Raw genomic sequence first — 26882 nt, 5'->3', positions numbered from 1 at the left:
CGGCTTTCATTGGCCCAAACCTAGCCCCACCACGACTATTTGCCGTTTGCACAACGGCTATGTTTTCGACTTTTCTCAACCACGAGGAGATCCCGTTCCGGGACTTTGGAAGGAAGGATTCCAACCATCCGGCAGTACCACTGCCAAGGATGGCGATTGCCTGCGGGTAGGTTCAAAGGCCACTTACACGCATACACGTCGGGTGCGCAAGACCTTATATTCGCCTAATTTTTCTCTTGTTTTATCTCCCACCAAAGAGTTAACCTAGTTTTCACTTACGGAAGAAAGTGCAGGTCACAACAGTGTAGTTCCCTAAAACTGCAGGAAGAATGCCTAGCGTTTCAACGCTGGCCACGGGGTCGATAACCACGGGACACCCTTTGTTTACCTTTCCCGTGAAAACTTGGCACCGCATCAAGGTGAGCAGCGCACACCCCTCCGTGCGTCGCCCGCACTACCGTTTGCGCATTTCAAGGAGAATCCACGAACATGACCCAGCCAAACCTGCTCCCGGGTCCAAATGCTGACTTTTGGGATTGGCAGCTTCGAGGTGCTTGCCGCGGGAAGAATTCGGACGTCTTCTACCACCCAGACGGCGAACGCGGACGCGCCCGCATGCAGCGTGAACTTCGCGCCAAGGCCATTTGCAACGACTGCCCCGTACTCCAGCAGTGCCGTGAACACGCGCTCAAGGTCGCCGAGCCCTACGGAATCTGGGGCGGGCTTTCCGAGTCGGAGCGTCAGCTGGTCCTGCGAAGCCGCAACCGTAGCCGCCCAAAAATCACTGTATAGTTCACTCGCCCCAGCGGCGAATTGTGTATTCACCAGCACTGGATATAAGTAGCCACGCCCTGCCAGCGCACTACTAGGTGACAACCCAAAAGGGAAGCATCCCCCTCGGCCATGTTTTCGCCTAGTAGTACTGTCCTCGTGCTCTTTTATCTTCTTCAGACGATCGAGCCTTAAGCTCCTCATTCTGACTCCCCCGCGCGTTTTCACTGTCCGCCACTAGTGGTCTGCGAAACGTACAGGGGATTTTTTTAGCTGCTGTGGGTTCTATGCGTAATGAAGGCGCGAAAAACCAGCCAACGCTCTCGTTGGCTGGTTTTTGTTTCAGCGCACTACTTAAGGTTTTAGTTAGTGCTGGTGGACACCTGCGGCAGGGACGTCTGCAGGATCGACCGGCTTTTCAACCACAGAAGCCTCGGTGGTCAAAACCATGCGCGCCACAGAGGTGGCGTTGACGACTGCCGAGTGGGTTACCTTCACCGGGTCGATGATCCCCTGCTCGATCAGGTTGCCATACTCCAGAGTGGCAGCGTTAAAGCCGAAGCCATTGTCCATCTCGGAGATGCGGTTGACAACCACCGCACCGTCGAGACCTGCGTTGGAGGCGATCCAGAAGGCTGGCTTGCTCAAAGCGCGAGCCAAGGCCTTGATGCCGACCTTGACGTCTCCCTCGAAGTCCTCGGCATAAGAGTCCAGGCCTGCGGCGATCTGAGCCAGGGCGGAGCCGCCGCCGGCAATAATGCCTTCCTGCGCCGCCGCACGGGCAGCGTTGATGGCGTCCTCGACGCGCAGCTTGCGCTCGGAAACCTCGGTCTCGGTGGCTGCGCCGACGCGGATTACGGCGACACCACCAGACAGCTTGGCCAAGCGTTCCTCAGCCTTTTCGCGATCCCAGGTGGAGTCGGTCATCTCGATCTCGCGGCGGATCTGCTCCCGACGAGACTCGATGGCTTCGGCGGTTCCAGCTCCGTCGACGATGATGGTCTCATCCTTGGTGACCGTGATGCGACGAGCGGTACCAAATACCTCAGCACCGGCCTCGTTGAGGTTGATGCCAACCTCTGGGTCGATGACGGTGGCTGCGGTAACCACGGCAAGGTCATCCATGAATGCCTTGCGACGCTCACCGAAGTACGGGGACTTCACAGCGACCGCCTTGATGGTCTTACGGATGGAGTTGACCACCAGGGTCTGCAGCGGCTCGCCCTCAACATCCTCGGCGATGATGACGACCGGCTTGGAGGACTCCACCACCTTCTCCAAGAGCGGGAGGAAATCCGGCAGGGAGGAGATCTTGTTGCGCACCAAAAGCACGAGCGGGTTGTCGAAGACGGCCTGCTGGGTGTCGGTGTCGGTGATGAAGTAGGGGGACAGGTAGCCCTTGTCGAAGGACACGCCCTCGGTCACATCGAGGTACGAGTCGATGGACTGAGACTCCTCGACGGTCACCACGCCGTCCTTGCCCACCTTGTCCATGGCAGCGGCGACCATCTCGCCGACAACCTCGTCGCGGGAGGACACGGTGGCCACATTGGCAATGTCCGCGGAGGAGGATACCTCGGTGGCACGGGACTGGAGCTGCTCGATGACGTGCTCGGTGGCCTTTGCGATGCCCTCATTGAGCTCGATCGGGTTAGCGCCAGCGGCTACATTGCGCAGCCCCTCAGTGATGATGGCCTGGGCGAGCAGGGTTGCGGTGGTGGTGCCATCGCCTGCCAGATCGTTGGTCTTGACGGCAACGGACTTGACCAGCTGAGCGCCGAGATTCTCGAAAGGATCCTCAACGTCGATCTCGCGGGCGATGGTAACACCATCGTTGGTCACGGTCGGAGAGCCGAAGGCCTTCTCCAACACAACGTTGCGGCCGCGTGGCCCCAAGGTAACCTTTACCGCGTCAGCCAGCGTGTCCACACCCTTCAGGATTCCCTCGCGGGCTTCCTGGTTGAATGCAATCAGCTTAGACATGGAAGAAATACCGGCCTTTTACTTTTCGATGATGGCCAGCACGTCGCGGGAATTGAGCAGGAGGTACTCCTGGCCGTTGTACTTCAGCTCGGTTCCGCCGTACTTGGAGAACACAACGGTGTCACCAACCTTGATGTCCATCGGGACGCGGTCATCGCCATCGAAGCGGCCTGGGCCGGCTGCGACAACGACGCCCTCCTGAGGCTTCTCCTTGGCGGAGTCTGGGATGACCAGGCCGGAGGCGGTGGTGGTCTCAGCTTCGCTGATCTGGATGAGGATGCGATCCTCCAAAGGCTTGATGTTGACGTTAGCCACGATGATCCTTTCGTGAATAAGAGCGTTCTTATTTTGTGCCGGTTGCGTGCAAATCCAGCACAGCCGTCGTCGCGGGTGAACAACTGTGTGTTTGACAACCTATTGGCACTCTACCCTTGCGAGTGCTAACCGACAACATTGTTAGCTCAAAGCGAACACCCTGCGTGCCTATCCTGCCCATTTGGGCCGCACCCCCGTGGAGCCTGTGGACGTCGGAAAGCAAAACCCGGCACCACGAAAAGGCGCCGGGATACAAGCAAGCTATTGCGCAATGCTAGTCAAGATTCAATCGCCCCAGGTTCTTGACCGCACCACGCCACAGCGCGTACTCCTCCGGAAGATCCTCAATATAATTGCGCACCGCTCGCATGCCATCCTTGATACGGTCGACATCGGCGTCGCTGATGTCACCGCCTTCTGCGCCAACAAAGATAACGGGACCGCACACCGCGCGCACGGGGTCGGTAAAGAATGCGGAATCGCCGGTCTCTGCCTCGGAGCGACCAAGGGAGGCCACCGGATTTGGCTCCGCACCCTCCGACTTCGCAGCCGCGGAATACATCGCCGCATAGGTTGTGCCATCTTCTTGGAAGGCGACCGACAGGCGGCCGTCGTCGAGCCCGCCGAGGAATTGCTGAGCGTGGTTGAGCTCAAAATCGATCAAACGGTGAGTGAGATCCGGAAAAACCAGAAAGCCTCGGGTCATGGGGTGTCCTCCACACATCATTGGAGCAGCCAGCGCTTCGTGTGCGGCATCCTTGGACCGACAGGTCACCAAGTTGCCACGTGGCCACAGTTCGTCTGTGAGCTAACCCCACCTTGTCCCACCTCGCCACCGGAGCACCCAAATTTCACGTGTGCGACACCTTGCGTACACCTTGTGGGCGTACCCACCCCGGCGCATCCCTACGCGGAAGCCGGCGCAAGCACGAGGGGAATCTCCACCTCCAAGGAGGTATCCGTTCCAATCCCCAGCCCGGACGGCTGCGCACCCTCGAAAATGAGCTGCGCGCCGACGGCTGCGATCATGACGCCGTTGTCGGTACACAACTTAAAGCGTGGCACCCGCAGCTCGATGCCCTTTGACTCGCAGCGTCGTCGTGCCAGTTCGCGCAGCCGCGAGTTGGCCGCGACTCCCCCACCCAGCAGCAATACCCGCGCGCCGGTTTCCTCGCAGGCGGCAACCGCCTTAGCGGTAAGGACGTCACAGACAGCCTCTTGGAAAGAAGCACAGACATCCTCAACGCTAATGACCTCCCCGTTGCGTTCGGCGGCCTCAACGTAGCGCGCCACCGATGTCTTGAGTCCGGAAAAAGAAAAGTCGAAGCGGTGCTCGCCCCGTAAGTCATCCTTGCGCGAAAGCCCGCGCGGGAAGGCAATCGCCTTTTTGTTGCCGCGGGCGGCGAGCTTGTCGATCACCGGCCCACCCGGATACCCCAGTCCCAGCAGCCGCGCTACTTTGTCGTAGGCCTCACCGGCGGCGTCGTCAAGCGTCGAACCCAGCTCCTTCATGGGTTTGCCGACCGCCTCAACCTCAAGGATTTGCGTGTGCCCGCCGGAGACGAGCAGCGCGATGGCATGCGGCAGAGGTTCGCCTTCCAAGTTGGCTACCGCCACATGCCCGCCGAGGTGGTTGACACCATAAAAAGGCACGTCCCACGCCGCCGCGTACGCCTTCGCCGCCGAGGCACCGACCAGCAAGGCGCCGGCCAGTCCGGGCCCGACGGTGGCTGCAACGGCATCGGGCTTAGAAATGCCCGCTTGTTCAAGCGCCGCCCGCATCACCGGCTGCATGGCCTCGAGGTGGGCGCGGGAAGCGATTTCGGGAACCACACCGCCGAAGCGCGCGTGCTGTTGCATGGAACTGGCCACCGAATCGGCAAGGATGGTCATGGTTCCGTCGTCGGCAAGGTCGATGATGCCCACGCCCGTTTCGTCACAAGAGGACTCGATTCCCAAGATGATCATGGAAATAGAGTCTACTCACCGTGCGCGTGCACCCAACTTGCGCTTGTATTTGCTTTACGACGCCAAGGTGACCGCCGTCAACTGCCGCACGACAAGCGAACTAGCTTCGGGGACGCGCGGGGCGCAGCATCGTGTACGCGTCCGCCCCCGACGGCTGGTAATAACGCCTGCGGATTCCCTGCCGCTGAAATCCGTAAGCCTCATACAGTGCGATCGCAGCGACGTTATCGGTGCGCACCTCCAAAAACACAGGCCCGCCGAGCAGATCGGCGACGTGCATGAGGTTGTCCATCAGCAGGCGGGCGAATCCGCGGCGCTGATAGGCCGGATCCACGCCGATGGTATGAATCTCAAACTCAGGATCTTCACGCGGGCCGAGCATCGCCAGTCCCGCGTAGCCGGCCAGCACCGTCTCGCTATGGGCGGTGACGTCAATACCGATATAGAAAGAATGCGGCTGGCTCATCTCTGAGCGGAAATCCGAGGCCGTCCACGGGTTATCGCCGGGGAACAAGACCTGCTCGAGTTGCGCCAACCGCGCGGCATCGGCGTCTCTGAGTTCTCGCAGCACCGGTGTGGTGGCATCATCGCGCGCTAACTGTGGTGCGTTGTCAGATCCTGGGCCATCGGCTGTGGTCATTGATCGAAGTCTACCTTCGGGATAGCAGGAGATTGCGGGCGCAGCGCCGGCTCTGTGGCATCGGGGCGGCGCAGATATAACGGCACCAACGGGCCGGGCGTTGCGGAAAGATCGGCCACAGCCACAAGGTTTAGCGGAAGCGGGCGGGTATGAACGAGCGTGCAGTCCTTCAGTGCCTGTGGCAAACGAGAGGCCAGGCTGGGGGTGATGGATACGGTATCAAATCCCTTCACGCCGGCCTGGGGGTCAAGCTGTTCCGGCCGTATGACGTCGGGCCCCGCCACGCGACGCCCCCCATCGTAGGCAGCCCAGTACACTTCCTTGCGGCGCGCATCCGATGCCACCAATACGGTTCCCTCAATCCCGTAGGCTGCGGCATCGAGTGAGCATACCCCGAAAACTGGAATCCCCAGCGCGTCCCCGAAGGCGGCCGCGGTGGCCATGCCCACCCGCAGCCCCGTGAATGGGCCCGGGCCGCAACCGACAACGATAGCATCGACGTCGGCAAGCCTCAGCCCCGCGTCGGCAAGCAAAGAAAGCGTCGTGGGAGTCAGCAGCTCATTGTGCTTTCGGCAGTCTTCGACGATGACCTGGCCAACAAGCTTTCTTTCGCCTTCAGCCGTTGCGTCGGTGCGCACGAGGCCAACAATGAGATCGGCGGTAGAGGTATCAATAGCAAGAACAAGCACGTCTACCCAGCCTAGTCGAGGGCTAGGCCAAACGGCAGACGTGCTTGTACAGGAAGAAGCCGAAGGGTTAAATCAAGCGGCCACGGACTGAAAAACGCCTGACGACAAAAAGCTAATGAACCCTTGGCACACACTTCTCGGGCAGCCGGGCGGCATCTAGGCTGCCAAAACCCAGGCGCCGGACTCCGGATCCTGAACGAAAGGCACGATGTCGTAGGCACGGTAGGTGCCTCCCGACTGCGACTGCGCCTGTGCGGAACACAGATCCACATCGTCGATGGACATGCGGTCGAAGGTCAGATTGCCTTCCTGATCGGCCACGATGAGGTAGTTATAGTTCGCCGGAACCCCATTGATTCCCAGGCGCATGCCGGAAACATCCACACCTAGGCGCGATGAAATAGCACCCGTGGTCTCGCCCGGGCAGGCAACGGCAGCCGCAACATTGTTCTCGCCATACACGTCGGCAAAAGCAATGCCCGTTGCAGTAAGCCCGTTGGCAGAAATGCCATGGAGGGCCTTTTCCAACGGACCATTCTCGGATGCGGACACGCCACCGTTATGCCCCACGCCGATCAAACCAGCGACGGCGATGGCGAACAAGGCGATGATGGTGATAACGATCTGCTTGGCTGTGGTTCCGAGCTTCATAGTGAGTTCTCCTCGACAAGGCTAGCGTGCACATCCCTAGAATTACCAAGCATTATCGAGCAATATCGACAGGGAGCGCACGCAGAAAGGCTAAAGACCTCCCTACTCTATCGCGCGAAGGCTTCCTATGCCCCACGAGAGGGCCGGTAAGAAGCTGAACGAATGCTGGGAGGTTGCTATCGGTAAGGACACTACCGCTACATCAAAATTAACAACAGGATCTGGCAGGCGATGATTTTGCCGATCATCGCGGTGGGATAGACAGTGGCGTAGCCACGCATTGCTAGTTCGGTGCCCGTCTGGCCGTTGATGTAGGAAATCATCGCCGGGTTCGTTGTCGCACCGGCGGCCACCCCCATTGCCTCATCCCAGCGCAGCTTGAACAGGTTCATCGTCACCAGCGCGCACACTATCGCCGAGACCACCGTGACCACGACCGCGGCTGCCATTACCTTCAAAGAGTTGGGGTCAGTCAGTGCGGAGCGGAAGCCCACACCCGCCGAGGTGCCGACACCGGCAAGGAAGATGGCAAGTCCGAACGTGGAAATGGTTCGGTTGGCATGATAGGGCAACTGCCACTGGATCCGGCCGGAGCGGTTGGCCCACCCCAAGATAAGTCCGGCGACGATCGGGCCTCCGCCGAAGCCGAGCGACAGGGAGTTTCCGTCAGGGAGGGGAACCGGAATAAGTCCGATGAGCAAGCCGGCGAGCAATCCGAGGAAGAAGGGAAGCAGGTCGACGTCGGCAAGCGATTTCTCGCTATCGCCGAGGAACTTACGGACCTCATCCATGCGGTTGGCCGGGGCGATCACGCGAACACGGTCGGAGTACTGCAGCACGTCGTCGGGTTCGGGGACGACATCGGAATCGCCGCGGCGCAAACGAGCAATGATGAATCCGGAGCGCACGGTGTTGAGCTCACCGATCGTATGCCCCACAACGTTCTTATTCGACACGGCTACGCGGCGATACTCAAGGTCGGTATTGGCGATTTCCACCTCAACCGGCTCACCCAACACCGCGGTAGCGCGCTCAATTGCCTCAGGGGTGCCGTTGATGACCAGCACCATGCCCTCGTAGAGGCGATCCGTGGGCGCGGCCAGCGAATGATTGGTCGGGCTGTGAACCACGCGAGTGGCAATGATCTCCTCGCCAGCCAGCGTCGGCAGCTGGGCGATCGTGCCACTGTGGCCGGGCCCGATGCGCACGCCCGCCCACTGCAAAGGCTTGGCGATCATTCCCTCGGCGACGGCGTCCTCGTTGTGGTTGACTTTGAGGATCTTCGCCCCCACCGCGGCGACCGCGATCGTTCCGATCACTGCACCGGGATAGGCCAGCGAATAACTGACCACCGGGGTCGCTGACTGCGCTGGGTCGATGCCTGCCATCATGTTCACGATCGCTGCCATACCCGGCGTGGATGTCAAAGCACCGGCAAACATGCCCGCGCCAAGCGGCGCAGACAGCCCCAACATCTTGGCAAACGCCCACGACAACCCCAGCATGGCCAGCAAGAGCACAATCATAAACACCGACAGCTTCCACCCGCGATGCCGAAACTCCGCGAAGAATTCCCCACCCGCTGACAGGCCGATCGCGTAGACGAACATGGCAAGACCAAGCTGATACAACAGCGGCGACAGCGCCAGGTCTGGCTCGATCGTCGAGACCGCCAACGCCACAAAAAGCACGGCGGCGGCGCCCAAAGAAATGCCGAGGATACGAACCTTACCAAGGGCTAGTCCCACGGCGAGAATAAGAATGAGAGTAAGAAGCGGTTGCCCCACAAGGAAGCTGAGCATGGCGTGACGGTTCCTTAAAAACGTTTGTTCCGGTCCGCGGCAAGGCAAGATCCACATTCCCCTGCATGCAGCACATTTCATGTACATGGCCACGTCTTTGAAGGTGACCGTTACACAGGCCAATTAGCACGCATGCACATATGTGCCGGGTGAATTCGGTGTCTTGCGGTGTCGTCATCGGGACATGCACGGGGATGGCTTGTCGCTAAAACAGTCCACACTGCCCACAGATATTTGTGAAATACCGTTGCTTCGTGCCCGATTAGTTCCGTTTTATTGTGGGCCTATCGTGCAAAAAATTCAACTTGCAGCCACAAACGAAAGAAAAGTCACATTAACGGTCATTCTTTGTTACCTGCGGCCACAACTGTGCCAGCAGACATAGCCGGGGATTCGACGGCAGTTTTCACCGATTGCAGGACACGTCTTATGCGCAATGACGCTACCCCTAAGCAGCCCCCTACTCACCTACTACCCGCCAAGAAACAATTCGCGCCTCCGACTCAGGATCCTCTGCTACCGCAGTCGTGCGATCGAAAGACACAAGCAAATAGCGATCCGCCAGCTGTTCCACCAGCCCGCCGCCCCACTCGGCGACAACCACAGCCTCCTCCAGCTCCGTATCGAGATCCAATGAATCCAGCGCCCCGGCCGGATCGCCACCGCCTTCCAAGAGGCGATAGGCATCCACATGTACCAACGACGCTCCACCTACGAGGCTCCGATGCTCCCGGGCGATGATGAAGGTTGGGGAGGTCACCTTCCCCTTAACCCCCAAGCCACGGGCGAGCCCTTGGGTGAACGTAGTCTTGCCTGCGCCCAATGGCCCATCAAGGATCACCACATCGCCTGCCTCTAGGACCGCACCTAGTTCCTCACCCAACTTCTGCGTATCTGCAGCAGTTTCCAGGCGCTTGCTGCCTTGCGTTGGAAAGTCTTTCTTCATCGCGGCCTCCCTTTTCTTGACGGATTTTATGAAACCTTCGTTGATCCCATCGCCCCTGACCGAGTCGGGACTGATACGTCCTGACCTTACCTACAGTTGTTTACCCTTTGTGTCCTCAAACCCTGCACCACACCCTCTGAGACTGGGGGAGGTTTCTTGCTTGTTGCCCGGATATCCCCACAAGCCCGCTGACTCATTCACATTATGCATAGTTGAGACGATGCATACGTTTGACTAATTTCAAACTGCTGTGGACAACGGGCATTGTCGGCCCGAGGCACAAAGGCCAATAGCTGCCAATAGCTAAGGACGTTGTTCTCAGCGACTCCTGCTTGCCGACGCCGCCCTCACCGCAAGCAGACCACGCCCATCGCCGCGCATGGATCGCACATCGCGGCCGGTATCCGTAAAGACACTACGCACCGATAACTACCCGGCGCGTGCGCCCCGTTGGCCGACACACCAGCTCGTAATTGATCGTCCCCATCGCCTCCGCAAGCACCGTGGATGATACTCCGTCAGGACCGAAGATCACGGCTTCATCTCCGGGAGCTACGCCATGCTCATTCTTGCCCAGGAAAATGACGAACTGGTCCATGCACACGCGTCCCACCTGTGGGTAATGATGGCCGTCAATGGTGACCTGTAGGTGCCCTTGAGCCGCACGCGGCAGCCCATCGGCATAACCCGCGGGCACGACCGCCGTGAAGCCATCCTCCGGCGCAGCCCAGGTGCGCGAGTAACTGGTGGTCTCTCCCTTACGTATAGGTTTGACCACGGTCACTTTACCCACCCAGCTCATGGCTTCCTGCAGACCATGGTCGTATCCGGCAACTGGCTCGAGTCCATACAGGGCAATACCCGGGCGAACCATGTCGAAGCGCAGGTCGGGCCGAGTCAACGTGGCCGGGGAGTTGGACAGGTGATTGATGGGAAGGTCAAGGCCCAGTTTTCGACCACAAGCAATGGCACGACGGAAAGTGTCTGCTTGCAGATCGTTGTAGGGATTATCGACTTCATCGGCGCAGGCCAGATGGCTAAAGATGCCGGTGACCTCAACGCCTTCGGCATCGCGAAGCATGGTGAATACTTCTTCCCAATCCTTCTCATCAACCCCCGATCGGTGCAGCCCCGTATCCACCTTCACCGTAACTCGGGTGGGTGCTATCCGTAATGAAAGCTCCGACACTAATCGCGCATGCGCTATCGACACCACCGCCAAGTCGATTCCCGCCTCGATGGCGGCAATGGCTTCGTTTTCTTGTGTCGTCGACCAGATCCAGCACAAGATGGGGCGGGTGATCCCGCCCGCACGCAATTCAAGCGCCTCATCGATAGTGGCCACACCGAACTGATCGGCGCCGTTTTCCTCCATCACGCGCGCTGCCTGCACAGCACCGTGGTTGTACGCATCCGCCTTGACCACGCACATGAGCTTCGCTGGCGCCACCATCTTCTTTATTAAAGCGGTATTGGCGGCGATGGCTGTCAAACTGATGCGGGTTTCAAGCAGGTTCATAACCTGCAATTGTGCCACTGCCGTTGTCAGAAACTCACTCACAGCCCGCGCGTTTCCCCCATTTGCGCGCGTGATTGCTATACGTAGCGCGCTTACCGACGTCCACCTGCCCGCACGCCCTAGGCACCCATCCCGCTGGGCACCCCACAGCGTTTTGCTTGCCGACGCCCCACCTTCGCATCAAAGAACCTCCCCGTACCATTGCGGTGATGACAGGGGGACAACATACTAAAGGCGAAGGTGAGAATTCAGCTCCTGACAGCCAGTCAAGCTAAAGGAATGCTTGGCACCTACGCCTGCGGGCTTTGAACTATCCTTAGTGATGTGGCTGAGAACTTGAATAAGCAACTGTCGAAACTGTCCAAGCGGGGTCCGCACCGAGTCCTCGTCGGCGACCTTGATTATGCCGGTATTCCGGGAAAGGTCTATGCCCCCGCCGAGGGACAAGGGCTGCCCGCGGTCGCTTTCGGCCACGACTGGATGAAGGACATCTCTTCCTACGAGGGCACTCTTCGCCATCTGGCTTCATGGGGCATCGTTGCGGCCGCGCCAAATACCGAAAAGGGCATCGCACCAGACCACCGTGGTTTTGCCGCTGATCTTGAGACCACCCTGCAGATCCTAGCGGGGGTTCGTTTGGGCACGGGCAACGTCACCGTTGCCCCGCGTCGCCTCGGCTTGGTCGGCCACGGCATGGGGGCCTCGGCGGCCATCCTTGCAGCGGTCGGACGCCCCAGCCTGACCGCCGTTGCTGCCCTTTATCCCTCGCAGACCGTCCCCTCCCCGGTGGTCGCAGCCTCGCAGCTGACCATGCCGGGCCTGGTCATCGGATCGAATGAATCTCCCTTCCTGGACTTCGGCAATGCCCCGAAGATTGCCCAATCGTGGGGCGGAAGCTGCACCTACTTCGAGGTCGACAACGCCAACCACCTCACGCTGTCAGAGGACACCATGTTCAAACTGCTCACCGGACTCGGTGGCCTCAGAGCTGCACCACGTGAGACGGTTCGTGGCGTCCTGACCGGTTACCTGTTGCACCAGTTTGAGGGTGGCCGCCACTACGCTGGTTTTAGCTCGCCTCACGCCGAAGCAAAGAAGCTTCGCAGCTACACCCCGCAGGAGCTCGAGCAAAGGGCAAACGGCGCAAATCTTGCCGCCGGTCCGATGCCGTTTGTCAGCTAGAACTTTCCCGGCACACGAAGCCACAGACCCGCCACCTTTATCGCAATAATGCATAAGGTTGCGGGCCTTTCCGCTTCCTGGGGCCAGGTCCAGCACTGGCCTTGTTTCCTAACCCATGATGCGTTTGACTTTTCGCGCACGCGTCTTGCCCGTCGGTGCGGCATGGCGAAGGCGCTGGGGTTCGCCGGAGGTTTGATTGATACCCGATGGTGCGTTCGTTTGACCACTCGGCATTGTGCTTGCAGGTGGATGGACATCTGCATTGCTAGGGCCGTTGTGAGCGGCGGGGTTATTCTTGGCAGTCTTATTCGCAGCTTTTCCGACAGTGGCACGAGTAGCGGAGAGGTGTTTATCGGCTTCTGCGATGCGGGCGTCGAACTCAGCCATCCGTGCTGCGGCACGTGCCCGGAAAATTCGTACGAACTCTTCGTAGTCCATTACCAGCCTCCTGCCTTACGAATCTTTACTGATGACAATCCTGCGTCGTTTGGGCCCGCTGAGGCGCCTGCTGCCACCGGTTGCGGAGCCGGAGCAGGTGCGGGTGCAGGCGCCGGTGCGGGAGTTGGAACAACGTTTCCTCCTCCCATATGGGCCACCTTCGCCGCAGGTGGCGGTGGCTCCTGCGTTGATACGGGAGGCGCTGTCGGCGCGGGTGCCGGTGGTTCTGGCGCAGGTGGCGCTGGCGGCGCAGGTGGTGCCTCAGGTTGAGGTAGCTCGGCAATCCATTGGCTTGCTTCATGAATGAACCATCCAATGCCGATGACGGCAATTCCTACCCCGACGAGCCCGAGGATTCCACAACTGGCGTCCGCCTGTGCCTTTGCTGTAGCCTCCGCCGAAACTTCTGCTTCTGCCTTAGCATCAGCGTCCTTTGCCTCCTCTGCCTCCTGTGCTGCCGCATCTTCGGCACAATCATCCACGCTGGCTTCCGCAGGTTGCGGCTCACACTCGGTGTTTGCAACACTTGGGGTCCCAGTAGGTGGGGTCCCAGCAGTTGGGGTTTCCGGACTCCGGGAGTCTGGGCTTGCAGTGACAGACGCAGGCTTTGTTTCCACCACTGGTTTCGGCTCAGGCTTGGGTTCGGGTTTAACCGCTGGCTTGGAAGTTAGCGGCTTGCACTCCTCTGTGGCCTCCTCAGCAGCCTTCTCCGGCGGGCACGGCGTTGTGGCTGCGGGGGTTGTTGGCGCCTGAGGCGTGGGATCCTTAGGAATTGGAGGCACCGGGGTAGCAGGTGTCGAAGCCGTAGGCGGTGGTGTCGCAGCAGGTGGTTCCATCGGCTTGGCAGGTGCGGGAGGTGAGGCGCTAGAACCGCTGCTGCTACCCGTGGAGGCGGTCGATCCGGCGTCCACCGAGGCCGGTGTGGTCGGGGTCATCGGCGTTACCGAGCTCACCGCTCCCCCGCCGGAGGCAGCCGAACCAGCCGAAGCCCCTACTGAGGATCCATCACCGCACGATGCGGGAGTCGTGTTCGCGTCGCAGGCCGCAGGGGCTTGGTTCTTCGGGGCTTCCACTTTTGCCCGGGTGGCATCGTTGAGGTGCTGGAAGCAGCCGCACAACGCATCGTCGTAGGCGCTGGCGACGTCGGTAAGCGCGGCATCGGCTTCCTGCAAGATGCTTTCGGCTAGGGCACACAGCTGCGCGTAGGCCTCGGGGTGTTCCTGCGGGTCGATGCTGTCGAGGACGTTCGCGATCTCACCAGCGATCCGCTGTAGTTCTTCAGCCACGTGCTGGCACTGGCTTTCGGCCTCAGCGTTGATTCTATCCACGGCATCGGCGGCATCTCGCGCCTCGTCTTCGACATCTTCATTGCGAAATACCTCATCGAAAACCCACGTGATGAGGTCCCACAGCCCCGCGGCCGCCATGCTTTCGAAGATATCCTTGATCGTCTCGACCACTTGACTTCCGGGTTTGCCGATAGAGTCGGGAAGCTTGTCGATAAGCTCGGACTTCTTCGACGCGGACAACAAGCCGCCGAGGTCAATGCCAGAGGACTTCCCCAATAGATTCTCCAGCCTTGAGGACAGCCCCCGCGTGGCCACCCGACCGCCGGATGAGGCCGCAAGGCGCCCTGAGCTGCCCAGAAACACACGGGTGAGGAATTGAATCAGCGCACCCATTACTCCCCCGATCCGTCGTCGGCGGGCACGACCACGTTGTAGGGCCGAGAATCCAACTGATGCGCGTGAGAAAGGTCGTGCGCAATGAGCTCACCTACGTGCCGCAGCGCGGTCTCCGCGCCGGCACGCAGGTTTTCTAACTCCCCGGTCATACGGGCATGAAGTTGCTCGAGCAGATGGTGAAACTCGGTGGCGTATTCGCTGTAGCCGCGCCCAAAACTCAAAGGGTCCAAGTGGGGCTTGTGGCGCAGGTGGGCTACCAAGTCGTGGGCAATGTCTTCGACGAAGTTTTCTAGCCTTTGCTTCGCTTCCTCGCCGTCGACATGGATACCGGCTGCGCCAGGCAGTCGGGAAACAGGCGGCCTGCCTACAACATGGGGGTTCAAAGGGGGCATAGCAGCTGCCTTTCTGTGGGGTATCACGTGGGATTGCTTTTCGAATCCTTCCCCGGCAACAGACGCACTCACACCCCGTTTGGTTCCCCAGGCAGGCAAAAAGCCCTGAAATCTTTTCAGGGCTTGTGCATTGTGCTTTCCGACGTCTATAGTCGCTGACCTTGGCTCGAATGGCGGCCTAAAGGTAAGCGAGTAGTATTAGACCTTCGCGACGATTGCTGCGAGATCGGCGGCAATCGCGCGAGCCTGTTCCTCGCTCGCAGCCTCAACCATGACGCGGAACAGCTCCTCCGTGCCGGAGGCGCGCAGCAACACGCGGCCGGTGTTGCCCAGCTCGGTCTCGGCACGCTCGATAGCCGCGACAACGCTGGGGTCGGACTCGATGCGCGTCTTATCGGACACTGGAACATTGATGAGGACCTGCGGCAGCACGGTCATGGCCTGGGCGAGCACTTCCAGCGGGAGCCCGGTCTCCGCCATGCGCCCCATCAACGCCAGGCCGGTAAGAGTGCCGTCGCCGGTGGTGCCATGGTCTGGCATGACGATGTGGCCGGACTGCTCACCGCCGAGGCTGAAGCCGCCCGCGTTGAGGTCTTCGAGCACGTATCGATCACCGACCTTGGTGGTGCGCAATGTAATGCCCGCTTCGTCCATCGCCAAGCGCAATCCGAGGTTGCTCATGACGGTAGCGACGAGCGTGGACTTGCGCAGCTCACCGTTTTCCTTCATCGCCAGGGCGAGGATGGCCATGATCTGGTCGCCGTCGACGACGTTGCCATGCGCATCCACGGCCAGGCAACGGTCGGCGTCACCGTCGTGAGCAAGGCCCAGGTCGGCGCCGTGTTCCACGACCGCCTGCTCCACCTGCTCAATGTGGGTGGAACCGCAATTGTCGTTGATGTTGTAGGCGTTCGGGGAATTGTGGATGGCGATGACCTCGGCGCCAGCGGCAGCGTAGGCCATGGGGGCCACATCGCTGGCGGCGCCGTTAGCGCAGTCCACGACGACCTTGATGCCGCTGAGCTTGCGCGGCATGGCCTGAGCCAGGTGGTCGAGATAGTGCTTTTGGGCGTCGACGGCCTCCTCGATGACGCGGCCAATGCCATGGCCGGTGGGGCCGGTCTCGGGAAGGGAACCCATGGCCTTTTCGATCTCGTCCTCGACCGAGTCGGGCAGCTTATGCCCGCCCTTGGAGAAGAACTTGATGCCGTTGTCGGGCATGGGATTGTGCGATGCGGAAATCACGACACCCATGTCGGCGCCGTAAAAGTCCGTCAGGTAAGCCACAGCCGGGGTGGGCAGCACGCCCACGCGCAAGACATCGACGCCGCGGCTGGACATACCCGCGGCCAGCGCTGCTGCCAGCATCTCGCCGGAAACACGTGGATCTCGGCCGATAACCGCTAGGGGACGTCGCTTGGAGGAAGCATGGTCGGCGGTGAGAACGTGGGCGGCCGCTGAGCCAAGCCGCAGCGCGAGCGAGGCGGTGAGATTCTTATTGGCTAGGCCACGGACACCGTCGGTTCCAAAGAGTCGAGTCATAAAGACTAATGCTATCACCGCAACTGAGATATACCTGAACGTCGCGGACCCAAGTTCCCACACGCCATCATTGGTAGGCCATGCGGGCCCGCGTACTCTGCCGATCGGCGCTGACCGAACAAGCATCGTTTCACTGCCTTGCTTGCCGACGCCCACCGCGCCCCATTATGGTGCGCTTTTCCTACCCTCGTGGGTTGCGGGGAGTTAGACGCTACCGCGATTTCAATCGTCTAAGACCAGCAGGTCCCCCGGCTGGCAGTCAAGTGCCTGACAAATCGCAAGCAGCGTAGAAAACCTCACGGCCTTGGCATGATTGTTCTTCAGCTTCGAGAGGTTGACCACCGATACGCCCACCCGTTCAGAAAGCTCCGTCAAGGTCATTCCTCGTTTGTCCAAGAGCTCGCCGAGAAGGCAGTTGATCCCCATGCCGGTGTCGCCGCCTCGCCCGCCATCCACACTAGACAAGGCCATCGATGTCCTCCTGCATGCCAAGCGCGTTCCTAATTGCCTGCTGGAGAACATACAACATCGCAATCAGGAGGAAGACGATGACCATTACCGAGGTGTTGGTCAGCAGCGGGCCGCTCCATTGGTCGCCAATCCCTAGGCGGGAGGCGGCGAAGTTATTACCCATGTTCTCCACAAAATTTCCCAGCAGCCACGCAAGCATCGCGCCGGAGGTTCCCCCGGCCAGGCGGGCAGTGCTTTCAGAGTACAGCTGCCCCCTTTTTATCCGGTTGAGCATGATCCACATGAGCGCGATCGCGACCCCGAGACTGAGTGCTTTGATGACGAACCCGGCCATGAGGTAGCCGAAGGGACCGCCCGCCGTGACCTCAAAGGTGAGCCCGCCGGCCACGGCCGGGCTGAGCTCGGTGTGAAAGGAGCGATCCACGAGCACATTCAACACATAGACCACCAGGAAGCACGTGGTGACCGCACCGATCACGGTCACATCCCACGACATCTTCCACGTATGCCTGCCATGTCGAGCATTCTCACCAGCGTGTCCCATTGTCTGCCATCCTTTCCGCCGAGCCAGAACATAATGAATAACATTACTTACGATAAACGATATTATCGCTATTCATTATGTCCGGCAAGGGGTGGCCGGCGCACACCGTAGGCGTCGGCAAGCAAAAACCGCCACCCACAAGGGTGGCGGCGGGAAAAGGAACTAGTGGAAGGCGGGCGGACGGTGCATCTCGCGCACCTCGAAGGACTCCGGCACCGCGATATTGGCGCCACGCACCTCTTGATAAGCTGCGTGATCGGTGTAGAGCTCATCGCGAAGCGGGTTAAGCCTATGCGTACGGATGGTACGAATCTGATACACCGCGACGGCGATGTTGGCAGCCAAGGCGATAAAGGAGACGGCAAACAAGGCAGATTCGTTGTGCGATGCCGCGACCGCGAACTTCGAGTCAGTGACAAAGCTAGGCACGGCCATCGTAAACATCATCCACAGCGCCAGAGTATTGGCGCGGTGTTGCAGCCAAGCACCCTTCTTGATGAAGAAGGCCGGGATCGTGCAGGAGATTAACAGCGCGGCACCCGCGTAGAAGGAGTGATCACCGACACAGTTATAGACGTAGGCGAAGTTCCACAGATCGTAGGCGATGATCCAGAACCACAGCATATCCGGCCAGATCATGTCCTTGGCTGGGCCCCGGGAGATGATGATACCTGCCCAGCCACAGATGGTGACCAAGTTAAGCAGGCCAGCAACGCCGTTCATGTAATTCCACGAACCCGAGACCATATACACGCCGTCGACCATGCCGTTGGCACCCATCGCGCCGACCTGGAAATCACGAATACAAGCCTCAAGAATGTTCAGTGCAAGGATGGCTGGCGGGAAGGCCAGCGCCCACTTATTCGCGGCAAGCTTGGGATGATAACGCAGGGCCATAAACCCCAGCACGCCAGCGAGCGCCGAATAAACCTTCACCCAGTGGAACCAGGTGCCGGTGGATGAGCCCTCGCCAGCCGTGTGGGGCCACACGAAGACAGTGAGGACTATAGGCAAAACGATAAACAGTCCCCAGGCCGCCGGACGCCAGCGCCGGCCGATCTCATTGAGACCGATCAGCGCGCCGAGCACGACGAACCAGGCCAGCCAGGAATACCACGGTATGGTGTCAAACAAGAACATGGCAAGCTCCCTTGAACTTAAGTCCCGCGCCAGCGCGCGGGGTGGTGGGCACTGGCCTTCGTTGTCGCACCACAAAGGATTCACTCACTTTGATTGAACATGTGGCAAAAGCCTCGCCCGATGGACAATCATTAGCCTAATTTCATCCGTTTTGCCTGTACATAGACAGTTTTTCAAATGTGTAAAGAACCCCGCCCTGACGCCAAATCACTGCTCGGGCAGGCACTCAAGAGCCTGCTCGAGCACAAGGACCTCGACCGCGTGACCGTCACCGACATCGCGCGCACCGCAGGGGTGACCCGCCAGGCTTTCTACTATCATTTCGACGACGTTCGCGATTGTGCGATTTGGGTCTTCGAGACCGAAATTTCCGACCACATCTATCGCCACGCATCCTATGAGGCATGGGCCCAAGGTTTTGACAAGCTTTTGGCCTACCTTTTTGAGCACCGCCCCCAGACCAAGGCGGTGCTCGCGTCGCTTGAGTTGGACCGCGCGGAGCGGTTCTTTTTCCGATCCCTACGGGTCATGATGACTGCGGTGGTCGACGACCTCGATCCCCACGAGTCCTTACACGACACCGACCGCACGTTCCTCATCGACCACTACACCCTAGCGGTGGTCGGGCACCTCGTGCATTGGCTCGCCCAAGGCATGAAGGACGACCCCGAAACGCTGGTGGGCAACATTGAATTCATCATGCGCGGACACGTCGCCGAGTCCATCGCCCGGATGAACGCCCGCCGCAACAACGCGGGCTAGGGCCCGTAGGCGTCGGCAAGCAAAAAAGTAGCCGCACAACGGCGAAAGCCGCCTCCCCACAGGGAAGCGGCCTTGGCGTAAGCGAAAAGAAATATTAACGCTTGGAGTACTGCGGTGCACGACGTGCCTTGTGCAGACCGGCCTTCTTGCGCTCGACGGCACGAGCGTCACGAGTGAGGAAGCCAGCCTTCTTCAGGGCAGCGCGGTCAGCGGAGTTGTAGACGTTGAGCGCACGAGCGATAGCGAGGCGGAAAGCACCAGCCTGGCCGGTCGGGCCGCCACCACGCAGGTTAGCGTGGATGTCGAACTGACCATCGCGATCGATGAGAACGAGCGGAGCCTTGATCAGCTGCTGGTGCAGCTTGTTCGGGAAGTACTCCTCCAGCGGACGACCGTTGCAGACGATCTGGCCAGAGCCCTCGACGAGGCGAACACGCACGATAGCGCGCTTACGACGACCGACGGTCTGGATGGGGCCCTCGTGGTAGACCGGCGCAGCGGCCTCAACCTCGGTGGCAGCCTCAGCGGCGATAGCCTCGCCGATGGTGTTGGTGAACTCTTCGGTAGCAGCGGCAACCTCAGCTGCCTCAACCTCGAAGTTGTCGTTTACGTTCTGCTCGGTCACTGTGCCACCTGCTTAATCTCGAAGGTCTCTGGCTTCTGAGCTGCGTATGGGTGCTCGGAACCCGCGAACACGTGCAGCTTCTTCACGGATGCACGGCTCAGCTTGTTGTGCGGCATCATGCCACGAATGGACTCCTCGATGACGCGCTCTGGGTGCAGTTCCAGGGAGCGACCAAGGGTCAAGGACTTCAGACCACCCGGGTAACCGGAGTGGCGGTAGCGCATCTCACGATCGCGCTTGTTGGAAGAAACGTGAATCTTGTCAGCGTTGATCACGATGACATGGTCGCCGCAGTCAACATTCGGTGCGAACTGTGGCTTGCCCTTGCCGCGCAGCAGGTCAGCAACCTGGGAAGCCAGGCGACCCAGCACCACGTCAGTGGCGTCGATGACGTACCACTTGCGGGTAATGTCACCGCTCTTCGGGTGGTAAGTAGACACATTGACTCCTTAATAAGTCTGTCTAAGTAAACTGCCAGCCAAGGCGCGTATAGAAGCTATTGGCAGCGGCGGCCGGTGGTGACCCGCTCCCATGCGACTGCGCTTAGCTGCACCAACACCCTCGCAAGCAAGAAGGTCGAGCGACAGCAATGCGCCCTATACACACAATTGAGCAAGTTTACGCCATATGGGCCGCTTTTCCCAAATTTCCTTTTGTATTCAACTCATGCACCTTTCGGGTTGAGCTAGGGAACCTAGTGAAAAATCCCAACGCCGGGTAGTGGCGGTGGCCGAGTATGCCATTGCCACAATAAAAAACCCACCTTCTCCCCTATCCGCGGCCATCAATCCGATCGAAGGGATCTTCCAGAATGGCTGCGGTAGAGGTTCGGGTGGGTCCTGTCCTTACACCTTGGTCGATAGAATTCTTCTTTTCTCATTCACCTCGTCTGTTTCCCGCCGAAGGCTACAACAGCTGTTTCGCGAAGTTTTCCGGCGCGCCTGCCTTTCGCGCCAGTGTCCCTTCCGCGATGTTTGCCTTAGCGAGCCACTGAGGGACTGTTGCTTCTACTTATCCCCAGGATGCCGCTGCGCGGCGGTTCACCTCCGCCATGCGATCGTTGCCCTCACGGACAGTGTTGGAGATGGTGGCCAAGATGGTGTTGAGTTCATTGGCAGCACGATCCCATTTGCGCTGAGCCTCTTGGTAGGCGGTGGAGGAAGAACCTTCCCAGGATTGCACCATGGGTGAGATTTGTTGCTTGAGACCATCGAGTAGAGAGTTGATGCGTCCGGAGGTTGCCTGGATATCGCTGGCGGCGGCGTCGATTTCGCCGAAGCCATACTTAATTACGCTCATGCGTTTCCTTTCGGTAGATAAGTGTGCACGGTGCGAGAAAGCCTTAGAGGCGGGGTGTGTCCCGTGCGGGAAGATAAAGGCCAAGCCTAGAAAGACTAGAGGCTAAGTCCCTGGCCACCGACAGAGGCGAATTGCGCGGCGTTGTCGGTTTCGATGGTGTCAAAAGAGGTGGCGTTGGCGCGGATGTTTTCGCTGATGCTGCCGAGTGCCTCCTGCAGGTCAGCCGCAGATGCATTCCAGCGCTGCATGAGATTGTCGAAGGAAACCTGCGCCGAGCCCGTCCATGAGCCGCGGACGGAATCGACTACGCCGCGCAGGCGATTGAGTTCACTTTGAACCTCATTGTTGGTGTCATCGACTCGGGCGGCAGTTGCCACCATTACATCGGCTTCTGTTCTAAACAGTCCAGACATGTGTACTGTCCCCTTTCTTGCGAGGATGTGAAGTGGATGGGTGTGCCTTGAAATGGAGAGCGCCTTGAACCCTTGCGGCACAGGCGTGGAAAGCGGTGCTCATCGCCAGTGCGTCCTTCTCTCCCGCACAATCACGATGGACGGGAGTTGTTCGTATTCGGTTCCCCGAAGCGTGGAAAACTTTTTGACACGTAATTCTCCCAGGCCTTCTTCCTGCTCGCCAGGAGGAAACTTTTTTCTCGACCTGCCCAAACCCCTCGATTAGCCATGGTCGATGCGATTGAGGCTGGCGGCTGCCATTCGACAGGCAGCCTTCTGCGACAGTGTCGGCTGCTGGCGGGTATGACAGCCAACCGAGTACAGGTGACCGCCTTGGACCCACACGCTCCACGTCACGGTGGAACCGTCGCCGGGTTCTTCCACATAGGCAAGTTCTGGTTCCCCGCGTCCGACGCCGGTCGGTGAGGAAGCACTGAGCGCGGGATCCTGCTCGATCATGTGGTGCACCTCGCTGGCGATGTGCTCCCCGGGAAGCTGGCCCACAAATTCCGCGGACAATAACACCCGGAGGTTCTCATCCGGCCCAAGCGCGGCCACCATCCCATCGTCGCGGCCTTCGAGGCGATAGCCAACGGGCAACTGGACGCGTAGCAGGTCATGTTCTAGAAGCACCTGCTCGCTGTCGAAGGGATTTTCTTCTGCTGCTTCTGGTACTGGTTGCGCTGTGCTCGGCAAAGCAACCTGTGAGGACTCCTTTGCCATGAGTGCAGGCTTTGGTGCCGGTTGTGGATCTGGGGCCATAGATTTTCCTATGAGCCACCAGGCAAGAACAACAATGACAACGATGAGCGCCGCCCCGGCTACGAAGACCGGGTTGATCCCGCGCAGGACGTCAAAGCGGGGTGATTGCCGAAGCTTGTGTTTGGGGTGATGTGAAACCGGATCCTCGACTTCCTCGGGCGGGGCGTGGCGTTCGACCTCGGTACGGTAGGCTCCCACTCCTTTTCCTAGGAGTGCTTCGACAAGCACGGCCGCCACCTCCGGCTGGGCATCGACCGCTACCTCAACATTGGGCCAGGATCCACCCAGCATGAGCGCAATTTGATCGATAACGGCCTGCACCGCCCAGCCGTCCCTGATTCCCACGGCAGGCAGGTCATAGCGATACACCGATTCCGGCCCCTCGAAGACCGTGGCGTTTTCAATGATGGTGACCACGATGTCCGGCTCAACCTCGATAAGCTGCGCGATGTCCTCGGTGGTGTGAAGTTGCTGGTTCACGAGTCTTCCTTCCTAGTTTCTTTCCGGCAGTCGGTCTCAAGGGCGTTCGGGCTGGGGAGAGCTTGATTCCGGTCGGGAGTTGCTGGATGCAGCCTCATCTTCGGCCAGCGCCAGTTGAATCAGGCCACGATCGACTCCGCGCTCCACAAGGGCGCCGCGACCGGGCTCACGATGGGTGGTACGCAACCCAAACAGCGGGCCGTCTTCTTTGTCCGCATCCAGAATCACCACGGTCGGTGATTGATCGCGCAACTCCGCGAGGAAGGGCTGATAGAGGGCGCGCTGCACCCCGCCAGACTTTCGTGCGGCGATCACGTGCAGACCCACGTCCCGGGAGTGTGGCAGGATCTCTCGGAGCTGATGCAAGGCATGATCGGGAACCAAGTCGAGGTCATCGATGATAAGGAAGATCTCCGGTCCCTCCCACCACGAGCGCGCGGCCAATTGGGCCGGGGTGATCTCAGGGCCCGGGAGGCGCTGCGAGAGGGTGTGGACGGTGTCTTTCAGCGTCGTTTCGGTACTGGCGGCGCCAGCGGAATAGGAAGCCACCATGTGTTCCGGCAGGGCTCCGAGATGGGCGCGGCGGTGATCGATCATGACGATGCGGGCCTGCTCGCGATCCAATCCCGCGACCTGCTGCGCGAGCAGGCGCACGAAATTTGATTTGCCCGAGCCTTGCCCGCCAAAACACAGGATGTGGCTTAGGCGATGGAAGTCCCACCTCATCGGTGCAAGCTGCGGGCCGCCGATTCCCAGCAGTAGTTGCTTGGTGGCAATAGGATCGGATGGATTTCCCTCGGGGTCTTGGGCCAGCCCACGAAGCGTCGGCAAGCTCAGGCGCTGCGGCAAGAGCTTCAGCGCGGGCACTGGATCCATGTGGGCGGTAACCTGGGCAGCATGTGCGATATCTTGTGGACCGGAAAGGCAAAATAGGCTGGTTTCTCTGCTGAAGATAAGGGCTTGCCCGGGCTTGGCCGGCAGCTTCTGCTGCAGCTTACGATCAATGAGCGAATCCATCGCTTCACCGAGTTTGAGTTCTATTCGGGTAGTAATCAGGTCGCGCACCGCAGGACGCAGCGCGGTCCAGCGAGGCGTGGTACACACGAGGTGAACGCGGGCGGCGAGCCCGTCGGCGGCGATGGCGGAAAGCTTGTCCACCAGGTCTTCGAACTCGGCGGTGACCACGTGCCAGCCATCGACAATAAGGAATGTATGCCGTGATTCGGGTTGTGCGATCAGCCCGGTGACCTCATCGACGATCCTTCTTACCTTCTCCGGCTCATGCTTGGTAGCGCATCCGGCCACATGCGCTAGGTCTTGCAATCGGACGAGTTCACTTCCCGCCAAATCCAGCACATAGAAGCGAATGTCGGAAGTCGAATGCGTGACGGCCATCGAAATCACAAGGCAGCGAAGTGCGTTCGTCTTTCCTGTCTGTGGCCCGCCACAGATGGCCGCGTGCCCTGATTGCCCGTGAAAATCCAGGGTGAGAACGTCTTGTCGTTGCTGATAGGGGCGGTCAATGATCCCCACAGCCGCCACCAGGAATCCGTGGTTTTCAACCACCCCTGCCAGCGCCAGTTCCGCGGGTAGCGGTGGCAACCAAATCGGATGTGCCCGCATGTTGCGCTGGGTGGCCACCGCGGTAGTGGCCTCCACAACTTCATCGACTAGGGTGCGCCCGCGTGGGTCTACCACTACGTCGGTTGCCTCTGCGGCACAAAGCTGCGCATCATGAGCCCACGAATCAAACACGCGCACCTGCCCTGTTCCGGATACCTGCTGGGTGCGGTGGGTCAGCGGGCCGGAGATATAGGATGCCCGGAATCTGGTGATGTGCTCGGCATCGGTCTTGAGATAACCACTACCGGGCTGGCTGGGCAAATGGTAGGCGTCGGTGACGCCGAGGACTTGGCGGGACTCCGCAGCTGAGAAAGTCTTCAACCCGAAACGGTAGCTCAGGTGCGAATCTAGGCCGCGGAGTCGTCCTTCCTCCAGCCGCTGGGAGGCCAGCAACAGGTGGATATGGAGGCTGCGCCCCAACCTGCCTACCGCGACAAAGAGTTCCGCAAAGTCCGGATGGTGGCCAAGCAGCTCGGAAAACTCGTCGAGGACGATGAAAAGCGCCGGCAACGGTTCCATCGTCGGATCCAGCTCGCGTGCTCGGGAGTAGTCGGTGACATTGGCGGAGTTTCCAGCCTTACGGAGCAGCTCTTGGCGACGATTCATTTCGCCGGCTATGGCATCATGCATCCGGTCCACGAGGGCGGATTCTTCCTCCAGGTTGGTGATCACCGCGGCTGTGTGGGGCAGCCCATCAAGTCCGAGGAAGGTGGCACCACCTTTGAAGTCAACGAGTACGAAGTTGATATCGTCGGGGCTGTGCGTTGCGGCCATCGCGACCACGAGTGTTCTCAATAGTTCACTTTTCCCGGACCCGGTCGCGCCGATACACAGGCCGTGCGGTCCCATTCCCCCATGCGCGGACTCCTTGATATCGAGGATCATCGGAGCGCCGTTGTGGTTAAGGCCGATCGGTACCGCCAGCCTTCGCGCGCCGCGTGGTTGCCACAGCTTTGCGACGTTCCACTGGTCCAGCTCATCCACGCCGAGCAGCCTGCGAAGGTCCGAAGAATGTGCGGCCTTGGAATCTGGACGCCGATACTTCGCCAAAGAACGGGCTAAGGCTAGGGCTGCTTGGCCATCGAGTTGATCCGGCACACCCAGAATCTCCGTTCCCGCCTCGGTGGAGGTGGCCAATTCCTGCCCCGCCTCAAAGACAATGCCCTCGTTTTCAGCCCATTGTGCAAGCGCTGTTCCCTCGCGAAGGCCAACGCTGATGATGCAGGTGTAATCACCGTTGAGCAGGGCTTGATCGGCATCGATGGTGTCATCGACGACAAGGATGCTCATCGTGGCCGCTTGCGGGTTGGCGATATGTGGCAACCACTTGCACCAGTCGAAGCCGAGTCCCAGTGTGGCAATCCCCACCGTCTCGGGGCCGTGGTGAACGACGAGAGATGCCACGATCGCCCGGGCCAGACCAGCAGCTTTCGGACCGGTCAACCCGATGACGGGAAATGCCTGCATCTGGACCACGATGGGCATGTCCGGCACCGTGCTTATGGCACGAACGGTGTGCCGCAGGCTTATGGCGCATACCGGGTCTAGGTCTTCCGGGGACCCGGAATCTTCGACATGCACGGGGGTGCACAGCGGGGCTCGCCCAGTTCCCACCCGGATGGCCAAGGTGTCGGGGCTATCTGCTGCCCGCTCCCACATTCGTGGCGTGTCCAAGAGCGCGAAAAGATCCTCGGGTGCCGGGTTTTTAAACTCCTCATGTCTTCGCTGTGCCTGCGCATTCTTTAAGGCTTTATCCCGCAACGCGGAAAGATGGCGGACATAGACCCGGCGGGTTTCGTCCGTGTCCTCTCCTTGTGGCGGGCTGAGCATCATCAGCAGGGACGCAGCCATCATGAGGGGAAAAATGAGAACTGTCGGGTTGAGTGGCCCGCCGGAAAAGACCATCAAACCCACCATGGCCACAACCATGATGACCATCACGAGTGGCATGAGCGCTCTGATCAGCGGCATGGGTTGCGGTTTCGGTGCCTCAGGAACCCGATCAGGGGTCAGCTTCCCGCTGGGTAGCGGCGGTGCCGGTTCGCGCTCTGCGCTGCTGACCACGGGAACATCGAAGTTTTCCGGCGGTCCATACACCTCGATCTCGGGGGTGGCCTCTCCACCAGCGAGCACGTCTCGCTGCGCCGGATCCACGAGGGGCACTGCGTCCGCCGTTCCCACGGGTCCCACTGCGTCTACAG

26 protein-coding genes are annotated in these 26882 nt (G+C 59.9%); 3 read left to right on the top strand and 23 right to left on the bottom strand.

The genetic code is table 11. The features are described 5' to 3' along the window. Nucleotides 1-489 precede the first annotated feature (489 nt). Complete coding sequence (locus tag PAB09_RS02675; RefSeq protein WP_271034546.1) at nt 490-792, top strand: WhiB family transcriptional regulator; 303 nt, start codon at nt 490-492, stop codon at nt 790-792. Nucleotides 793-1137: 345 nt separating this feature from the next. Here PAB09_RS02675 and groL read toward each other — a convergent pair whose 3' ends face one another. The 10 genes from groL to alr form a co-directional block, all read right to left on the bottom strand. Next, nucleotides 1138-2754 carry a chaperonin GroEL gene (gene groL, locus PAB09_RS02670; protein ID WP_271034545.1) on the bottom strand — a complete coding sequence of 539 codons (1617 nt, stop codon included), beginning with the start codon at nt 2752-2754 and terminating at the stop codon, nt 1138-1140. 18 nt (nt 2755-2772) lie between these two features. Next, nucleotides 2773-3069 carry a co-chaperone GroES gene (groES, locus tag PAB09_RS02665; RefSeq protein WP_025251969.1) on the bottom strand — a complete coding sequence of 99 codons (297 nt, stop codon included), beginning with the start codon at nt 3067-3069 and terminating at the stop codon, nt 2773-2775. Nucleotides 3070-3343: 274 nt separating this feature from the next. Then, nucleotides 3344-3775 carry a hypothetical protein gene (locus tag PAB09_RS02660; RefSeq protein ID WP_271034544.1) on the bottom strand — a complete coding sequence of 144 codons (432 nt, stop codon included), beginning with the start codon at nt 3773-3775 and terminating at the stop codon, nt 3344-3346. Between the two features lie 200 nt (nt 3776-3975). Continuing rightward, nucleotides 3976-5037, bottom strand: coding sequence for a tRNA (adenosine(37)-N6)-threonylcarbamoyltransferase complex transferase subunit TsaD (gene tsaD, locus PAB09_RS02655; protein ID WP_271034543.1), 1062 nt, complete (start codon nt 5035-5037; stop codon nt 3976-3978). Between the two features lie 100 nt (nt 5038-5137). Further along, nucleotides 5138-5677, bottom strand: coding sequence for a ribosomal protein S18-alanine N-acetyltransferase (gene rimI, locus PAB09_RS02650; protein ID WP_271034542.1), 540 nt, complete (start codon nt 5675-5677; stop codon nt 5138-5140). Continuing rightward, nucleotides 5674-6366, bottom strand: a complete 693-nt coding sequence (gene tsaB / locus PAB09_RS02645; protein WP_271034541.1) for a tRNA (adenosine(37)-N6)-threonylcarbamoyltransferase complex dimerization subunit type 1 TsaB — start codon at nt 6364-6366, stop codon at nt 5674-5676. The genes rimI and tsaB overlap by 4 nt, the downstream gene beginning before the upstream one ends. A gap of 156 nt (nt 6367-6522) precedes the next feature. Continuing rightward, nucleotides 6523-7017: a hypothetical protein gene (locus tag PAB09_RS02640; protein WP_271034540.1), complete on the bottom strand. Its 495-nt coding sequence runs from the start codon at nt 7015-7017 to the stop codon at nt 6523-6525. A 197-nt stretch (nt 7018-7214) separates the two neighbouring features. Then, a complete protein-coding gene (locus PAB09_RS02635) occupies nt 7215-8819 on the bottom strand; it encodes an aspartate:alanine exchanger family transporter (protein WP_271034539.1) in 1605 nt (534 codons plus the stop codon). A 460-nt stretch (nt 8820-9279) separates the two neighbouring features. Next, nucleotides 9280-9765, bottom strand: coding sequence for a tRNA (adenosine(37)-N6)-threonylcarbamoyltransferase complex ATPase subunit type 1 TsaE (gene tsaE / locus PAB09_RS02630; protein WP_271034538.1), 486 nt, complete (start codon nt 9763-9765; stop codon nt 9280-9282). A gap of 415 nt (nt 9766-10180) precedes the next feature. Further along, nucleotides 10181-11284 (bottom strand): alanine racemase, encoded by a 1104-nt coding sequence (alr, locus tag PAB09_RS02625; RefSeq protein WP_271034537.1) that lies wholly within the window; start codon nt 11282-11284, stop codon nt 10181-10183. Nucleotides 11285-11608: 324 nt separating this feature from the next. Between alr and PAB09_RS02620 the strand changes: the two genes are divergently transcribed. Further along, nucleotides 11609-12466: a dienelactone hydrolase family protein gene (locus tag PAB09_RS02620; protein ID WP_271034536.1), complete on the top strand. Its 858-nt coding sequence runs from the start codon at nt 11609-11611 to the stop codon at nt 12464-12466. Between the two features lie 108 nt (nt 12467-12574). On the opposite strand, the gene PAB09_RS02615 is transcribed toward PAB09_RS02620, so the two are convergent. The 7 genes from PAB09_RS02615 to PAB09_RS02585 form a co-directional block, all read right to left on the bottom strand. Beyond that, nucleotides 12575-12904, bottom strand: coding sequence for a hypothetical protein (locus PAB09_RS02615; RefSeq protein ID WP_271034535.1), 330 nt, complete (start codon nt 12902-12904; stop codon nt 12575-12577). Further along, nucleotides 12904-14586, bottom strand: coding sequence for a hypothetical protein (locus PAB09_RS02610; RefSeq protein WP_271034534.1), 1683 nt, complete (start codon nt 14584-14586; stop codon nt 12904-12906). Before PAB09_RS02610 ends, PAB09_RS02615 begins: the two co-directional genes overlap by 1 nt. Then, nucleotides 14586-14981 carry a hypothetical protein gene (locus PAB09_RS02605; protein ID WP_271034533.1) on the bottom strand — a complete coding sequence of 132 codons (396 nt, stop codon included), beginning with the start codon at nt 14979-14981 and terminating at the stop codon, nt 14586-14588. The genes PAB09_RS02610 and PAB09_RS02605 overlap by 1 nt, the downstream gene beginning before the upstream one ends. 198 nt (nt 14982-15179) lie before the next feature. After that, nucleotides 15180-16523, bottom strand: coding sequence for a phosphoglucosamine mutase (glmM, locus tag PAB09_RS02600; RefSeq protein ID WP_271034532.1), 1344 nt, complete (start codon nt 16521-16523; stop codon nt 15180-15182). Nucleotides 16524-16745: 222 nt separating this feature from the next. Further along, nucleotides 16746-16949: a helix-turn-helix domain-containing protein gene (locus tag PAB09_RS02595; RefSeq protein WP_333780190.1), complete on the bottom strand. Its 204-nt coding sequence runs from the start codon at nt 16947-16949 to the stop codon at nt 16746-16748. Nucleotides 16950-16980: 31 nt separating this feature from the next. Next, complete coding sequence (locus PAB09_RS02590; protein WP_271034530.1) at nt 16981-17538, bottom strand: DUF2975 domain-containing protein; 558 nt, start codon at nt 17536-17538, stop codon at nt 16981-16983. 162 nt (nt 17539-17700) lie between these two features. Next, a complete protein-coding gene (locus tag PAB09_RS02585; protein ID WP_271034529.1) occupies nt 17701-18678 on the bottom strand; it encodes a DUF5692 family protein in 978 nt (325 codons plus the stop codon). Nucleotides 18679-18855: 177 nt separating this feature from the next. Here PAB09_RS02585 and PAB09_RS02580 point away from each other — a divergent pair, with 177 nt between their 5' ends. Further along, nucleotides 18856-19440 (top strand): TetR/AcrR family transcriptional regulator, encoded by a 585-nt coding sequence (locus PAB09_RS02580; RefSeq protein ID WP_271034528.1) that lies wholly within the window; start codon nt 18856-18858, stop codon nt 19438-19440. A gap of 94 nt (nt 19441-19534) precedes the next feature. Here PAB09_RS02580 and rpsI read toward each other — a convergent pair whose 3' ends face one another. The 6 genes from rpsI to eccCa form a co-directional block, all read right to left on the bottom strand. Further along, nucleotides 19535-20065 (bottom strand): 30S ribosomal protein S9, encoded by a 531-nt coding sequence (gene rpsI / locus PAB09_RS02575; RefSeq protein ID WP_271034527.1) that lies wholly within the window; start codon nt 20063-20065, stop codon nt 19535-19537. Beyond that, the gene (gene rplM, locus PAB09_RS02570) at nt 20062-20505 is read right to left on the bottom strand and encodes a 50S ribosomal protein L13 (RefSeq protein WP_271034526.1); all 444 of its coding nucleotides are present in this window, start codon (nt 20503-20505) and stop codon (nt 20062-20064) included. Before rplM ends, rpsI begins: the two co-directional genes overlap by 4 nt. 571 nt (nt 20506-21076) lie before the next feature. Next, on the bottom strand, nt 21077-21364 hold the full coding sequence (locus PAB09_RS02565) for a WXG100 family type VII secretion target (RefSeq protein WP_271034525.1): 288 nt from the start codon (nt 21362-21364) through the stop codon (nt 21077-21079). Between the two features lie 95 nt (nt 21365-21459). After that, nucleotides 21460-21777, bottom strand: a complete 318-nt coding sequence (locus tag PAB09_RS02560) for a WXG100 family type VII secretion target (protein ID WP_271034524.1) — start codon at nt 21775-21777, stop codon at nt 21460-21462. A gap of 261 nt (nt 21778-22038) precedes the next feature. Further along, entirely contained in the window at nt 22039-23058 is a 1020-nt protein-coding gene (locus PAB09_RS02555) for a type VII secretion-associated protein (RefSeq protein WP_271034523.1), read from the bottom strand. Between the two features lie 36 nt (nt 23059-23094). Beyond that, the gene (gene eccCa, locus PAB09_RS02550) at nt 23095-26535 is read right to left on the bottom strand and encodes a type VII secretion protein EccCa (protein ID WP_442873731.1); all 3441 of its coding nucleotides are present in this window, start codon (nt 26533-26535) and stop codon (nt 23095-23097) included. Nucleotides 26536-26882: the final 347 nt, after the last annotated feature.

The organism is Corynebacterium sp. SCR221107, assembly GCF_027886475.1.
GTDB lineage: Bacteria > Actinomycetota > Actinomycetes > Mycobacteriales > Mycobacteriaceae > Corynebacterium.
This window is presented reverse-complemented; position numbering and strand designations above follow the sequence as displayed.